The organism is Litorilituus lipolyticus (genome assembly GCF_006439335.1).
Classification (GTDB): domain Bacteria; phylum Pseudomonadota; class Gammaproteobacteria; order Enterobacterales; family Alteromonadaceae; genus Colwellia; species Colwellia lipolytica.
On the sequence record NZ_SAWY01000027.1, the window covers coordinates 63,510 to 77,706 of the forward strand.

Annotated in this window: 14 protein-coding genes and 8 tRNA genes; 17 read left to right on the plus strand and 5 right to left on the minus strand. The window is 36.8% G+C overall.

The annotated features are described in order from the left end of the window. Positions 1 to 10: 10 nt before the first annotated feature. The 4 genes from EPA86_RS12275 (at position 11) to rmf (ending at position 4,588) form a co-directional block, all read left to right on the plus strand. A complete protein-coding gene (locus EPA86_RS12275) occupies positions 11 to 265 on the plus strand; it encodes a glutaredoxin family protein (protein WP_140604024.1) in 255 nt (84 codons plus the stop codon). Positions 266 to 324: 59 nt separating this feature from the next. Beyond that, complete coding sequence (gene uup / locus EPA86_RS12280) at positions 325 to 2,247, plus strand: ATP-binding cassette ATPase Uup (RefSeq protein ID WP_140604026.1); 1,923 nt, start codon at positions 325 to 327, stop codon at positions 2,245 to 2,247. A 75-nt stretch (positions 2,248 to 2,322) separates the two neighbouring features. Then, a complete protein-coding gene (locus tag EPA86_RS12285) occupies positions 2,323 to 4,140 on the plus strand; it encodes a DUF3466 family protein (protein ID WP_140604028.1) in 1,818 nt (605 codons plus the stop codon). Positions 4,141 to 4,414: 274 nt separating this feature from the next. Further along, a complete protein-coding gene (gene rmf / locus EPA86_RS12290) occupies positions 4,415 to 4,588 on the plus strand; it encodes a ribosome modulation factor (RefSeq protein WP_140604344.1) in 174 nt (57 codons plus the stop codon). Between the two features lie 87 nt (positions 4,589 to 4,675). Here rmf and fabA read toward each other — a convergent pair whose 3' ends face one another. Continuing rightward, positions 4,676 to 5,191, minus strand: coding sequence for a bifunctional 3-hydroxydecanoyl-ACP dehydratase/trans-2-decenoyl-ACP isomerase (gene fabA / locus EPA86_RS12295; protein WP_140604346.1), 516 nt, complete (start codon positions 5,189 to 5,191; stop codon positions 4,676 to 4,678). A 263-nt stretch (positions 5,192 to 5,454) separates the two neighbouring features. On the opposite strand from fabA, the gene EPA86_RS12300 reads away from it, so the two are divergent. The 12 genes from EPA86_RS12300 to EPA86_RS12355 all read left to right on the plus strand — a co-directional run bounded on the left by EPA86_RS12300 (position 5,455) and on the right by EPA86_RS12355 (position 10,294). Continuing rightward, positions 5,455 to 5,724 carry a hypothetical protein gene (locus EPA86_RS12300; RefSeq protein ID WP_140604030.1) on the plus strand — a complete coding sequence of 90 codons (270 nt, stop codon included), beginning with the start codon at positions 5,455 to 5,457 and terminating at the stop codon, positions 5,722 to 5,724. A gap of 136 nt (positions 5,725 to 5,860) precedes the next feature. Further along, on the plus strand, positions 5,861 to 6,505 hold the full coding sequence (gene uvrY, locus EPA86_RS12305) for a UvrY/SirA/GacA family response regulator transcription factor (RefSeq protein WP_140604032.1): 645 nt from the start codon (positions 5,861 to 5,863) through the stop codon (positions 6,503 to 6,505). A gap of 80 nt (positions 6,506 to 6,585) precedes the next feature. Further along, positions 6,586 to 8,415 carry an excinuclease ABC subunit UvrC gene (gene uvrC, locus EPA86_RS12310; RefSeq protein ID WP_140604348.1) on the plus strand — a complete coding sequence of 610 codons (1,830 nt, stop codon included), beginning with the start codon at positions 6,586 to 6,588 and terminating at the stop codon, positions 8,413 to 8,415. 47 nt (positions 8,416 to 8,462) lie between these two features. Continuing rightward, a complete protein-coding gene (gene pgsA / locus EPA86_RS12315) occupies positions 8,463 to 9,050 on the plus strand; it encodes a CDP-diacylglycerol--glycerol-3-phosphate 3-phosphatidyltransferase (protein WP_140604034.1) in 588 nt (195 codons plus the stop codon). A 160-nt stretch (positions 9,051 to 9,210) separates the two neighbouring features. Beyond that, positions 9,211 to 9,286, plus strand: a tRNA-Gly gene (locus tag EPA86_RS12320). Between the two features lie 60 nt (positions 9,287 to 9,346). Further along, a tRNA-Cys gene (locus tag EPA86_RS12325) sits at positions 9,347 to 9,420 on the plus strand. Positions 9,421 to 9,424: 4 nt separating this feature from the next. Next, positions 9,425 to 9,511, plus strand: a tRNA-Leu gene (locus EPA86_RS12330). 120 nt (positions 9,512 to 9,631) lie between these two features. Next, positions 9,632 to 9,707: transfer RNA gene (locus tag EPA86_RS12335), tRNA-Gly, on the plus strand. 52 nt (positions 9,708 to 9,759) lie between these two features. Then, a tRNA-Gly gene (locus EPA86_RS12340) sits at positions 9,760 to 9,835 on the plus strand. A 71-nt stretch (positions 9,836 to 9,906) separates the two neighbouring features. Further along, positions 9,907 to 9,993 (plus strand) — tRNA-Leu (locus EPA86_RS12345). A 27-nt stretch (positions 9,994 to 10,020) separates the two neighbouring features. Continuing rightward, positions 10,021 to 10,096: transfer RNA gene (locus tag EPA86_RS12350), tRNA-Gly, on the plus strand. Between the two features lie 111 nt (positions 10,097 to 10,207). Next, positions 10,208 to 10,294, plus strand: a tRNA-Leu gene (locus EPA86_RS12355). Positions 10,295 to 10,489: 195 nt separating this feature from the next. Here EPA86_RS12355 and EPA86_RS12360 read toward each other — a convergent pair. The 3 genes from EPA86_RS12360 to EPA86_RS12370 form a co-directional block, all read right to left on the minus strand. Then, complete coding sequence (locus EPA86_RS12360) at positions 10,490 to 11,251, minus strand: substrate-binding periplasmic protein (protein ID WP_170309649.1); 762 nt, start codon at positions 11,249 to 11,251, stop codon at positions 10,490 to 10,492. 48 nt (positions 11,252 to 11,299) lie between these two features. After that, positions 11,300 to 11,737, minus strand: a complete 438-nt coding sequence (locus EPA86_RS12365; RefSeq protein ID WP_140604038.1) for a nucleoside deaminase — start codon at positions 11,735 to 11,737, stop codon at positions 11,300 to 11,302. A 153-nt stretch (positions 11,738 to 11,890) separates the two neighbouring features. After that, on the minus strand, positions 11,891 to 12,805 hold the full coding sequence (locus tag EPA86_RS12370; RefSeq protein WP_140604040.1) for a LysR family transcriptional regulator: 915 nt from the start codon (positions 12,803 to 12,805) through the stop codon (positions 11,891 to 11,893). A gap of 124 nt (positions 12,806 to 12,929) precedes the next feature. On the opposite strand from EPA86_RS12370, the gene EPA86_RS12375 reads away from it, so the two are divergent. Then, the gene (locus EPA86_RS12375) at positions 12,930 to 13,451 is read left to right on the plus strand and encodes an NADPH-dependent FMN reductase (protein WP_140604042.1); all 522 of its coding nucleotides are present in this window, start codon (positions 12,930 to 12,932) and stop codon (positions 13,449 to 13,451) included. A 19-nt stretch (positions 13,452 to 13,470) separates the two neighbouring features. Here EPA86_RS12375 and EPA86_RS12380 read toward each other — a convergent pair whose 3' ends face one another. Further along, positions 13,471 to 14,166 (minus strand): 2OG-Fe(II) oxygenase, encoded by a 696-nt coding sequence (locus tag EPA86_RS12380; RefSeq protein ID WP_140604044.1) that lies wholly within the window; start codon positions 14,164 to 14,166, stop codon positions 13,471 to 13,473. Positions 14,167 to 14,197: the final 31 nt, after the last annotated feature.

Genomic DNA, 14,197 nt, shown 5'->3' on the forward strand with positions numbered 1-14,197 from the left:
AACATAATTCATGACATCAATAAAGTATAACTTATATGGTAGTGAAGGCTGCCACTTATGTGAACAAGCATTGGCGCTTTGTAAAACACAATTGCCCCATGGCAGTTATGAGCAAATCGATATTATTGAAACCGAAAATGTTGCTCATGAATCGTTAACATTAGTTGAGCTATATGGTGTCCACATACCTGTTTTAGAAAGGTTGTCAGATCATAAGAAACTGTTTTGGCCTTTTGATGAAAAACAGGTTAAGGCGTTGCTTTAACGTCATTACATTTGCACAGTTATTTTCAAAAACTACTTTAAATAAATAAGTTAAAAAATATGGAATTATTCAGAATCGCCAATGGTGAACTTGCTTTTGGTGAAGGTAAAATTTTAGATCAAGCTGAACTAAGCGTACAAAGCAATGAACGTATATGTTTGGTTGGTAAGAATGGCGCAGGTAAGTCGACCTTGATGAAAGTTATCATGGGCTTACAGAAGCTTGATGATGGCCAAATATTGAAATCTAATACCATGCAAATGGCCATGTTAGAACAAGACCCTCCTGAATCATCTAATGTAAGTGTTTTTGATTATATTGCCCAAGGCGTAAAAGCCAATGCTGAGTTAATAAAGCGTTATCATGGTTTAATTAACTTAATAGCAGAAGACCCTAGTGAAGCAAATTTAGAAAAATTATCTAAAGTGCAAGAAGATCTTGAACAAGCTGGCGCTTGGCAAGATGAACAAAAAATTGAACAAGTAATGAGTACGCTTGCTTTAAACCCTGACGATAAGATATGTGACTTGTCAGGAGGATGGTTGCGAAAATTAGCCCTAGCAAAGGCATTAGTGACTTCACCCGATATTTTGTTACTTGATGAACCTACTAACCATTTAGATATCGATAGTGTTCTTTGGTTGGAGAAATTCTTAAAAGATTTCAGTGGCACTATTATCTTTATTAGTCATGACAGGGCATTTATTCGAGGCTTATCAACACGTATATTAGATTTAGATAGAGGTAAGTTAAAAAGCTACCCTGGTGATTACGATCTTTATATCGAGCAAAAGCAGCATGACTTGCAAGTAGAAGAGCAGCAAAATGCCTTGTTTGATAAGCGCCTTGCAGAGGAAGAAGTTTGGATAAGACAAGGTATCAAAGCTAGACGCACAAGAAATGAAGGACGTGTAAGGGCGCTAGAAAAACTGCGTTTAGAAAGAAAAGCCCGCAGAGAAGTGAAAACTCAAGGCAGCATGACAATCAGTCAAGGTGAGCGTTCAGGTAAATTAGTCTTTGAAGCTGAACATGTCAGCGTTGCCTTTGATGATAAAGTCGTGATTAAAGATCTAAATTTATTAATTAACCGAAATGATAGGTTAGCGTTAATTGGTGCAAATGGTACTGGTAAATCGACGCTTATTAAATTGATTATGGAAAAGCTTGCCGCTACCAGTGGTAAGATGCGCTCTGGCGTTAATTTAGATGTCGCCTACTTTGATCAACACCGTGAAGCATTAGATATAAATAAAACTGTACAAGAAATTGTTGGTGAAGGTAAACAGGAAGTCATGGTAAATGGTAAATCACGCCATGTTCTTGGTTATCTACAAGATTTTCTCTTTAGCCCCAAGCGCGCACGTACTCCGGTAAGAGCACTTTCTGGTGGTGAGAAAAATCGATTATTACTGGCGAGATTGTTTTTAAAGCCAAGTAATTTATTGATTTTAGATGAACCAACAAACGATCTTGATATAGAAACATTAGAACTTTTAGAAGAAGTCGTTGCAAATTATGCAGGAACCGTTATTTTAGTAAGCCATGATCGTGATTTTGTTAATAATTGTGTAAACACTTGCCTTTATTTCGATGGAACAGGTCATATAAATCAGATTGTTGGTGGTTATGATGATGTTGACAGTTACTTAGCGCAGAAAGAACAACAAAGACAAGCACAATTATCAGAAGTTAATAAAGTCCATAAATCACAGGAAAAAGGCCAAACGTCTAATGTGACTAATAATCAACAAAAGACGATAAAGAAGAAGTTATCTTATAAAGAAAAGAAAGAGCTTGAAGAGCTTCCTGAAATAATTGATGATCTTGAAACTTTAATTGAATCTTTACAAGATCAAATTAACCAAGCTGATTTTTTTAATCAAGACAGCGAACAAAGTCAAAAAATATTGAACCAGCTAGCAGAAAGTGAGTCAAAACTTGACCTTGCTTATACTAAGTGGCAAGAATTAGATGAGTTATAGTCTAAAAAACAATAACTTGAAGTCATCACCGCGTATTTTCAACAAATAATCTAAAGATTGAGTTAAGAAGTAATAATGAAGCATTTTGGAAAGAATTTTATTGCACTAGGTATTGTCAGTGCATTTAGTGCAGGTTTAATTACAACTGCACAAGCAGCTACTTATAGAGTGGTAGATAAAAACGTTGTCGATGAGCTTAAATATACTTATGCGCAACATCAAAATAATAATGGTGTGCTAGCCATATCAGGGGCAAAATTATATAACCTACCTGTACAGTTTGACTATCTAGATGAGCTTAATTTTCAAGATATTGAGCGATATGCTGAAACATTTCATGAGCAATATCATGAGTTGGAAGATTTAGAAGATTATGATGCGATGGTCGCTGGCAACCCAACGGCTAACGACTTATCATGGATTATCAAGTGGTTAGACGATGATACTTACGGAGCGGGTAGAAGACACAACCGTAAATTAGATGAATATCAAAAATTTGCAGATACTGTCGCTATGGTAAATTTAGGTGGAAACTCGGTAACTGAGCAGTTCACGATATTTGATGTGCCATTTGAGGGGACTGAACAATTAACCCGTTCTACTTTCGATATTATCTCAGGCACCACAGATTCAGGTGTTGCTTATGGCTCGGGTAGTGCGCCTTATTTGCCTATGGAGCCATTTACGGATAGCAATGGTAATATCAGGAACTATTGGATTAGAGATTTTGGTCAACGCGGCTTTTTCTCTTTTGATAACGGTGCACAAATTGTCCCAGTAGAGCCTATAGAAACCCAATATGGTGGTGGTTTATCGACGGTTATCGATATTAATGATAATAATACCGCAGTTGGTTATGTCAGTTTCAAATTAAATGAATACCTTGTCAGAAATACTATTGAAGGAACAGGCGATGGTGATTGTCGAAGTAGTGGTATTTTAAACTTAATGCCATTTGAAGTTTGTGTTCAGCGCTTTCAAGCTGATATGTATCATAAAATGGCCTATAAAGCATCAGTTTCTCCTGACGGTGAAATAATTACTGAGCAATTAGGTTTATTAATTGAACCACACCCAGATGATGAAAGAACCCATTCAAGTTATGCTACAGCGGTAAATAATCATGGTGTCGCGGTTGGTTTTGCCGATGGCTGGTATGATGAAAATGTAACAGAACCAGCAAGCAACCAGCGCACTTATACTGCGTATGCTGTGATGTATAAAGATGGTGAGGTATTTGATTTTAACCAGAAGAATAATGTTTACCCGTATTCGGGGGCAGTCTCAAAGGCGTATGATATTAATGATAACGGTATTGCGGTAGGGTATATATACAATGAAAGAGGTACAAAGAAGTTTTTCTATGTAGATACCGCTAAGCCTAAAGATACTATTGAAATTATTACACCTGATGATTTCTTTACGACTTCAGACAGTACTGCTTACGCGGTTAATGAAAATGGCTTTATCGTAGGTGATGGTCAAGTAGAAACCCATAATGATAGCCCTTCAAATCCACGTAGAACCGCCGCATTTTTATATGATATTAATAATGATGTCTTTAGTAACGTTAATGATCTCGTTGGTTGTGATAGTCCCTATACTATTTTAGAAGCTCGAGATATTAACGATGAGAATGTTATTTCTGCTACCGCAATTATTTCAAGCGATCGCTATGACTCCAAAGGTGAACTTGTGCTTGATGATGAAGGTAACCCTGTTAAAGAAGATGTTGTACGTGCTGTAGTTCTAGAACCAATCGAAGGTGAGATAGAAGATTGCTCTGTTGTTGAAGAGAAAGTAAAACGTCAAGGTGCTAGCATTGGTATTACTGCTCTATGGGCAATTTTTGCGTTAACACTATTTCGTCGTAGAACGTTAAATAAAAAATAGTTTTATTTCATTGTTATAAAACTAACTCGTTAAAAAGCACTCACTGAGTGCTTTTTTTATTTGTGATAGATGATTTTTCTTGGTGCAACTTACGCACTAGACTAATAAAAAATTTATTGAAATAAAGATAACTGTTTTCATCTACTTAATGGAGTCAGGGCTAGTATTCCAATGCTGCTGATTGTTTTTTAACTATTGTTGACTATTCTTAAAGTAACCTATCGATAGTTTAATTTCAAAAACAGTGGAAGCAATTAAGGAGCGTGTATACATGATGAAAAGGCAGAAACGCGATCGCCAAGATAGGGCTCACACTAAGGGTTATCAAGCAGGAATAGCCGGACGTTCTAAAGAACATTGCCCTTACCAAAGTAATGCAATTAAATCACAATGGTTAGGTGGATGGCGAGCAGCCATAGAAGACAAACAACAAGGCCTATTCAAGTAAACGCTTACGCAGTTTATTAATATAGCCAATAAAATAATAAACCCAGCATATGCTGGGTTTATTTCATATAATTCAAACTAAAATTGATTAGAAGCTAGTTGTATCGGTAAATAAACCAACTTTTAAGTCTTTAGCAGTATATATTTCACGACCATCAACACTGACGCTGCCATCTGCAAGGCCCATGAATAATTTACGCTTAATAACACGCTTCATATCTATTTTGAAGGTTACTTTACTTGCGGTAGGTAAGATTTGACCAGTAAATTTAACTTCGCCCACGCCAAGAGCACGTCCTTTGCCTGGACCACCAGACCAACCTAAAAAGAAGCCCACTAATTGCCACATTGCATCAAGACCAAGACAACCAGGCATAACAGGATCACCCTTAAAGTGACAGTCAAAAAACCATAAGTCAGGCGTAATATCTAATTCAGCTAAGATATAGCCTTTACCATGTTCGCCACCTTCTTCTGTGATAGTAACGATACGATCCATCATTAACATATTGTCTGAAGGGAGTTGAGAGTTACCTTCACCAAACATTTCGCCTGTGCCGGCTTTAATTAAATCTTCTTTGCTATATGAGTTTTGTTGTGCCATCGCCATAATAGAGCTGATACCCGATAATAAATTTAGGTCGCTACTTTAGCGTACGCTTGTACACTAAACAACTCTGAACAGTTAAAAAAATAAAATATTTTGATGAAAATCAAACTCTGCTTTGTACGCGCATTGCTACAGTCGACTTTTTGCTGCTAGATGATTTTGATGTGCAAGAATTTTAGAGGCGATATTCCTTTACGAAAAGATGTGTATATAATGTTGCTATCAGACAGCCTACTGGCAAATAAGAGTTAACCTAAATGAATCAAATCGAGCCTAAACAAGAAAGAAAGGCAATGAGCAATGCAGAAAAGCAAAAGCGCTACCGTGAGAGGCAAAAGGAACGCGGTTTGCAAGAAATGCGTGGCTACTTATCTCCAGAAGCAAAAGAGTGTTATAAATTAATTAGTGAACAAACTAATTGGTCTGATAGTGTTATTTTAAGTAATGCTGTAAGGCTAACCTATGCAGCCTACAAAAATGGTCAGATTGGTCTGCTAAATAGCTGGCTAAAAAATAACAAGCTCTAGAAGTTATAAAGGTTTTACACTTAGAAAGGGCAATGGTACATTAATTTCTTAAATACGTATCATTGATGCGTTATAGTCCTACGAATGTTAATGAACGTAAGTAAGATAATCATTTTAAAAAGAAAAGGCGAAACCATTGATAAACGTTTTATTAGTAGATGATCATGAGTTAGTGAGAACAGGCATTAATAAGATACTTAGCGACGTAAAAGGGCTTAAAGTTATTGGTGAATGTGATACTGGTGAAGATGCTATTAAATTTTGTCGTCAAACAGATGTTGACGTTATCCTCATGGATATGGATATGCCTGGTATGGGAGGATTAGAAGCCACGAAAAAGATATTGCGCATTTCTCCTGACGTAAAAGTTATCGTGTTAACGGTTCATAGTGAAGACCCCTTCCCAACTAAAGTGATGCAAATGGGCGCATCAGGCTACTTAACGAAAGGAGCAGGACCTGATGAAATGGTTAATGCCATAAGAGCTGTTAATAGTGGTCAACGTTATTTAACCACAGAAATTGCTCAACAAATGGCATTAAGTCAGTTTAAATCAGTAGAAGAAAATCCTTTTAATGCTTTGTCTGATCGTGAACTACAAATTATGTTAATGATTACTCGTGGTGAAAAAGTACCTGATATCTCAGAACATTTGGTATTAAGTACTAAGACAATCAATAGTTATCGATATCGCATGTTTGAAAAGCTTGGCGTGAGTAATGACGTAGAGCTAACGCATTTAGCAATACGCCACGGTATGTTAAAAACAGAAAAACTCTAATTTTGTCAGATCAAGTTAATAATCCACCTTCAACGCAGATTGATCACGCTGAGCAAGTTGAACAAGATAGTAATGAAAACGTGGTTAATAACTTCGACTCGGCTGCTTTTCTTGCTTCAGTAACAGAGCAAGCTGGTGTTTATCGTATGTATAACCTGCAACAAGAGGTTATATACGTAGGTAAGGCAAAGCAGTTAAAAAAACGTTTGTCGAGTTATTTCAGAAAAGATGTTGGCTCAGTAAAAACGAAGGCGCTGGTTAAACAAATTTGTGCAATAGATGTTACCGTTACTCATACCGAGGGCGAGGCACTTATTCTTGAAAATAACTACATCAAAAAATATCAACCTAAGTACAACATATTACTTCGTGATGATAAAACCTATCCCTATTTACTTATTACTGATCATAAGCATCCTAAATTAGGCGCACATCGCGGTGGTAAAAAAGTCAAAGGAGAATACTTTGGCCCATATCCAACAGTTGGTGCAGTATGGGAAAGCTTACGCTTGATGCAGAAGATATTTCCTATTAGGCAATGTGAAGATAGTTATTATCGAGCACGTTCTCGCCCTTGTTTACAATATCAGTTAGGGCGTTGTTCAGCACCGTGTGTTGATAAAATATCAACTGATGATTATCAAGAACAAGTTAAATTGGCTAAGTTGTTTTTAAGAGGAAAAAGCTCAAAAGTTATTGAGCAACTCGTTTCACGTATGGAACAGGCGAGTAATGACTTAGCCTTTGAACAAGCTGCTAAATACCGAGATCAAATTGCTACCTTACGTAAGATTCAGCAACAACAGCATGTAAGTGGCGTTGCGGCAGAAATGGATGTTGTTGGTTTGTATCGTATAAATTCTCAAGCTTGTGTTCATTTACTTTGTATTCGCGATCATAAAATTCTTGGTAGTAAAAGTTTTTATCCAGTTGTACCAAGTGAAACTACTGATAGTGAAATACTGCAAGCTTTTGTAAGTCAACATTATTTAAATCATGAACCTTTACAAGGAAGTATTCCTAAAGAAATCGTAATAGGTCATCAAATAGAGCAAGTTGATGAATTAAGTTTACTGCTGTCTGAACAAGCAGAATATGATGTAAAAATATCAACACGTATACGCTCTGAAAGGGCACAGTATTTAAAGCTAGCTACAACTAATGCCCAAACAGCACTAATTACTAGAAACAGTCATAAAGAGTCGATGCAGGCACGATTTGCTGCTTTGAATGAGGTTTTCGAGTTAGATAATGGCATTCAACGTATTGAATGCTTTGATATTAGCCACACAATGGGCCAGCAAACCATTGCATCAAATGTCGTTTTTAATCAAGAAGGGCCATTAAAAACTGATTATAGGCGTTATAATGTTCATGGTATTACACCTGGTGATGATTACGCTGCTATGGCTTTTGCGCTCAGAAAGCGGTATGGCAAATTAGCCAGCATGGAAAATATGCCTGATATTGTATTTATTGATGGAGGTAAAGGGCAGTTAGCAAAAGCAGAAGATTTTTTTAATGAAATAAATTTCGCTAAAACACCCTTATTGGTGGGGGTAGCAAAGGGCGAGTCTCGAAAGCCTGGTTTAGAAACGTTAATTTTGGCAGGAAGCCATCAACTCATCTCCTTACCAGCAACATCACCAGCGCTGCATTTGGTTCAACATATTCGAGATGAATCACATCGGTTTGCAATCTCTGGTCATCGAGCGAAAAGACAAAAAGTAAGTAAAAAATCACAATTAGAAATGATAGAAGGTATAGGAGCAAAAAAACGCCAAAGCCTTTTAAAATTTTTAGGTGGTATGCAAGAAGTTATGCAAGCAGATATTTCGCAACTTGAAAAGGTGCCAGGAATAAGCAAAGTGCTTGCGCAAAATATTTATGATGCATTGCATGACAAGTGATTCATAAACTGTGTAAAATAAAGTAAAAGTACTTGTAGTGAAAAGTAATGTGGACAATACCTAATCAAATAACACTTTTTCGGATCATCTTGATCCCTATCTTCCTGTTGGTTTTCTATCTTCCTCTTTCTTGGAGCAATTTTGGTGCTTTTGCCGTTTTTTGGACGGCATCGGTAAGTGATGCTTTAGACGGTTATTTGGCAAGGAAACTAAACCAGTCTTCATCCTTTGGTGCTTTTATTGACCCTGTTGCTGATAAGTTAATGGTGGTAGCAGCACTTGTTATGATAGCTCAGGATTATCAATCATGGTGGGTTTCAATTGCTGCAATCATTATGATTTCTAGAGAGGTTTTTATTAGCGCTTTACGCGAGTTTATGTCTTCACGTGGTAAACGCGATGTAATCGCAGTATCGAATATGGGGAAATATAAAACTGCAGCGCAAATGCTCGGTATTATGGGGCTTATTTGGCAGCCAAATTATGATATCCCGTTAATCTTCTTCAAATTACCCCATGAAGTCATTAATTATGCGGCTTACTTTTTCTTTGTCGTCGCAACTATTTTAACGGTATCTTCTTTAATAAGTTATTTTAAAGCTGCTTGGCCGGAGTTAAGAGAGCAAAAAAGCTAAGCAATTATCTAGGAACAATTGAATTAAGTTGATTTTAGCTAAAAAATCAGCAAATAACTCGCTTTTTGACCAGTCGAAATAAAAAAAGAATTTAAGGGTTGACTGGAAAATATTTCGATGTAGAATGCGTTTCCGTTGACAGGGTAGTCAACTAAGTGAAGCGGCTGTAGCTCAGCTGGTAGAGCATCACGTTGCCAACGTGAATGTCACGAGTTCGAGTCTCGTTAGCCGCTCCAATAACTTCTTGTTAAACAAGGAGTAACAAGGATATACCTCAACTCGGTTGTTGATAAAATGGCGGGTTGGCAGAGTGGCTATGCAGCGGATTGCAAATCCGTGGACCTCGGTTCGACTCCGGGACCCGCCTCCATTTTGCCCGGGTGGTGGAATTGGTAGACACAAGGGATTTAAAATCCCTCGCTTGTAAGAGCGTGACGGTTCAAGTCCGTCCCCGGGTACCATTTCATCAACATTCAGTTGAGATTTAAGGCATGTTCCTAGTTGTTAAAGTATATATTTTACGCTAGAATGCGCGCTTCTTTTTAGTGTACTAGGAAGAGTGTTCATAGTTTAAGTGATCTGCGGCTGTAGCTCAGCTGGTAGAGCATCACGTTGCCAACGTGAATGTCACGAGTTCGAGTCTCGTTAGCCGCTCCAATCTTTTTGGCAAAAGTTTGGCGAATCACTAAAAAAGTATAGCTCTTATGAAGCGGCTGTAGCTCAGCTGGTAGAGCATCACGTTGCCAACGTGAATGTCACGAGTTCGAGTCTCGTTAGCCGCTCCAATTAATAAGATATTACTAAGTAGGTACCAAGCTTACTATAAAAATACTATCCTCTATCATTAGATAGCAATGCCCGGGTGGTGGAATTGGTAGACACAAGGGATTTAAAATCCCTCGCTTGTAAGAGCGTGACGGTTCAAGTCCGTCCCCGGGTACCATTTCTATCTGTTGAGGAACTCTACGAAGCGGCTGTAGCTCAGCTGGTAGAGCATCACGTTGCCAACGTGAATGTCACGAGTTCGAGTCTCGTTAGCCGCTCCAAATTTCCAAACATATTTATTTTAACTTAGCGCTTGTTGTTAATTAATATCGATATGAAGTAGGTGCCAAGCTTACTTTAAAAATTACTATCCTCTATCATTAGATAGCATTGCCCGGGTGGTGGAATTGGTAGACACAAGGGATTTAAAATCCCTCGCTTGTAAGAGCGTGACGGTTCAAGTCCGTCCCCGGGTACCATCACTATTTTAAAATTCTGACTTAACACCCTGACACTATTAAATAACTTGCTAAAGCATCTTGCCCTATAATTGGTAGACGCTAAATTACAATCAATTTAAAATCCCTCGTTTATAAGCGTGTAAAGATTCAAGCTCCTTTTTAAAAGGAGGAATTTAAATAATTATAATTGCTTGGTTTACGAAGGGGGAAAAGTTAAGGGGTGATCCCATATTTATTTAAAACGTTTTTGAATTCACCTGACTCAATGAGTTTATTTAATAGCTCATTTATTTTACTGACAGAGGGAGAAATATTATTTCTCACTAAAACGGTGTGCTTATATGTTTGATCCATCTTATCTGAAATTAATAATTTAGCCCTCGCTGATGGGTTTTCTAATAAAAATCTGTCTAAATAAGATTTAGTAACAATGGCGATATCCATTCGATTTAATAACACTAATTGAATATTCATTTTTTCATCGGTAGAAAGGTGAATGTTGAATTTAGAACGTAAGAAGTTTGGCTCTGAATTAAAATCAGCAAATTGATAATGGTAACCTAACATAGCTGAAATGGATTTGTTGTTGAGGTTAGCAAAATAATCTTGATTTTTAGCTTTGTCTTTCAAGGCGATAAAAACCTCACCACCAGTAAGAAAAACTTTTGATGCCTCAATAGGGGCCTTTTGCCAACCCCAAAGCATACTTTCAAAGAATAGAACATCAAATTGTTTTTGCTCAAATGCTATGTATCTTCTTCGAGCACTTGTTAAGACAAAACTAAAATGAAATTCACTCTGAATTTTATTAAGTGATTTAAGAAGGTCAAGTGTAATGCCTGACGGCTTGCCTTGTTCATTTTTTTCTACAAACGGTGGGAAAATATAACCACCGACTAAAACTTGCTCGGCTGCTGAAAGCTTAGCAATAGAAAGTAATAGAAAACACTGTAGTAAAATTATTTTTTTTAACATCAACGTCATTTTTTATGATGAATAGTGGTATTAAGTTCTTGAGTCAATTTATTCGCCTATATCTTCATCCCACAACTTAGGGTTTTGCTCAATAAAGGATTCCATTAGTTGGTAACACTCATTATTGTCTTCAATTACAAGCTCCACGCCACGAGATTTGAGATACGCTTCAGGCCCTTGGAATGTTCTATTTTCTCCTATCACTACTTTAGGTACCCCATAAAGTAGTATTGCACCACTACACATATCACAAGGTGATAAGGTGGAGTAGAGCGTCGCACGTTGATAATCACTAGCTTTTAGCCTACCTGAGTTTTCTAAGCAATCCATCTCTGCATGCAAAACTGAACTACCTTTTTGCACTCTTTGGTTATGTCCTCGACCAACAATTTTTCCATCTAATACGAGAACAGATCCAATGGGGATGCCACCACTTTTCTTACCTTGTTTAGCTTCATTTATTGCTGCTTGTAAAAACTTATCCATAAAGGTCTCCATTTTATCACCCTAATAAGTATAGACACATTGCAGAAAAGGTGTAAAAAATAGTTATTAATTATAGATAAAACAATAAACTAAGCTTAATAGGAAGATTATTGTTATCAAGTTGTTTATATATTTACTTCTCTGCTACAAATTTCATGCTTTAATGTAGTCACGATTCTGTTTACTGGACAATAAATCGATAAAGCCTCTAACTCTTGGAGAAAGATACTTTTTACTAGGATAGACAACATAAACGCTAATAATAGGTTTTTTATAATCTTCAAACAGTGTTACTGCTGTTGCTAGCGTGTCATTATCAAGACAAAACTCTGGTAAACGGCAAATACCGTTACCATCTTGCATCATAGCTAATTGCATTTGGGCATTATTAGATAATATCGCCTGATTTACCTCAACCTGTATGTTGTCTCCTGTAAGTGATTGGTAATGCCAACGACTTGGTCTTTTCATGTTGGCATAACAAATACAAGAATAATCTGCTAATTCTAGTGGGCTTGTAGGTTTGCCATATTTCTCTATGAATCCTTTTGATGCAAGAGTAAATGCTTCACATTGATAGATTTTTTTACATATTAGGCTGGATTCTTCAAGTTGACCTGTTGCTCTAATAGCAAGGTCATAACCTTCTTGGATAACATCAATATGCCGATCATTTAAATCTAACTCTAGTTCTACTTGAGGATAAAGTTGAGCGTATTGAGATATAATTGGCTGTAATTGCTTAGTACCAAACGCAACAGGGCAGCTTATACGCAAGCGGCCTTTAGGGGCAACATGGCTTTGAGTCATCATACCCAACGCGTTTTCGGCATCAGAAACGAGCTGCTTACACTGCTGAAAATAAATTTCTCCCTCTGCAGTTAAGCTGATAGAGCGAGTCGTTCTTTGAAGTAACCTTAAGCCTAAGCGAGCTTCTAACTTGTTTATTTCTTTACTGATGTAGGATGTTGAGTGACCCGTCGATTCTGCGGCAGCTGAAAAACCTTTGTGCTTTACAACTTGACAAAAAATTACGACACCATCAAATAGTTTTGTATTAAGAGTCATATGGAAAAAGTGATTCTATATTCGCCCTATTAATTATTACTGACTAGTAATGTACACTAAACCTTATTGAAAAGGCAGAGTTTTTATTGCGAAATTACTGTCACATTATGAATAGGGGATATTTATGAAAGTTTTAACATTTGCAGCAAGTAACAGTAAAAAATCAATTAACAAACAGTTAGCTATATATGCTACTTCATTAATAGAAGATGCTGAGGTAGAAGTATTAGATATTAATGATTTTGAAATGCCAATATACAGTCAAGATAGAGAAGAAGAGTTAGGGATACCTGAAAAGGCTAAATTATTTTATAGTAAAATTGCGTATGCAGATGCCATTGTTGTTGCTTTTGCTGAGCATAATGGCTCCTATACTGCGGCATACAAGAACTTATTTGACTGGACATCAAGAATTGATATGAAGGTATATCAAAACAAACCAATGATCTTATTAGCAACATCACCAGGGCCAGGAGGTGCATCTAGTGTGCTAACTTCTGCTGTGAACTCCGCACCATTTTTTGGCGCTGATGTAAAAGCCAGTTTATCAATACCAAGTTTTTATGATAATTTTGACGTTATACAGCAAGAGTTTTTAAACGCTGAGCTGTTAAATCAATTAAAAAGAGCAGTAAGTCAATTATGATAACTAAGGGAGTAATGCTTTATCCTGTATAGATTTTATTGGCAGGATTAAATAGAACCCATGAGGTAAGTACGTATTTATCGCTTGATACAGGTATATTTCCCCTATGGGTATGAGTAAAACCACAAGGGGCTATAACCATAGTGCCAGTAGTGGGCTTTATGCTTCTGTTCTGATAATAAAAGTCAGTTTCACCACCTTCATCGACGTCATTTAAATAGATTAGGAATAGTAATACCCTATGCAATGCGTTGTTGTGTTCTGGCTGAGGGTATATTTCTGAGTGCCAATAACTGTAGTTTCCCTTTTTAACATCATACTTTTGGGCATTAATAGGTGCTAACCTAAATAAATAACGTAATAAGTTTAATGCATTGGGTTTGCCAACCTCATCAAAATTATCTTCAGTCAGTATTACAGGTTGTTGAGTTTTAGGGTGGTTCAGTGTAATTGAAATACCACTTATCAAACTAAAGAAATATTTACAAACATAGTCAGTAATATGTTTAGTGCAAGCCTGAGTTATGACTTGAAGGTCATCTCGAAATTCAGGAGTCTTGTTTAAATAAATATCGTGGCTGAATTTCTTAGTCATATCGATACCGCCACCTGTTTGCCCGTGTGACTTATTTGGGTTCTTTTCAAACTTTTGTATAAAGTTTTTGCAGAACTCTTCTGATAAGGCATTTGGGTATAATTCAATGAAGTCAGTCATATTTTATCTTTTGTATTGAGTGTGAATAGCT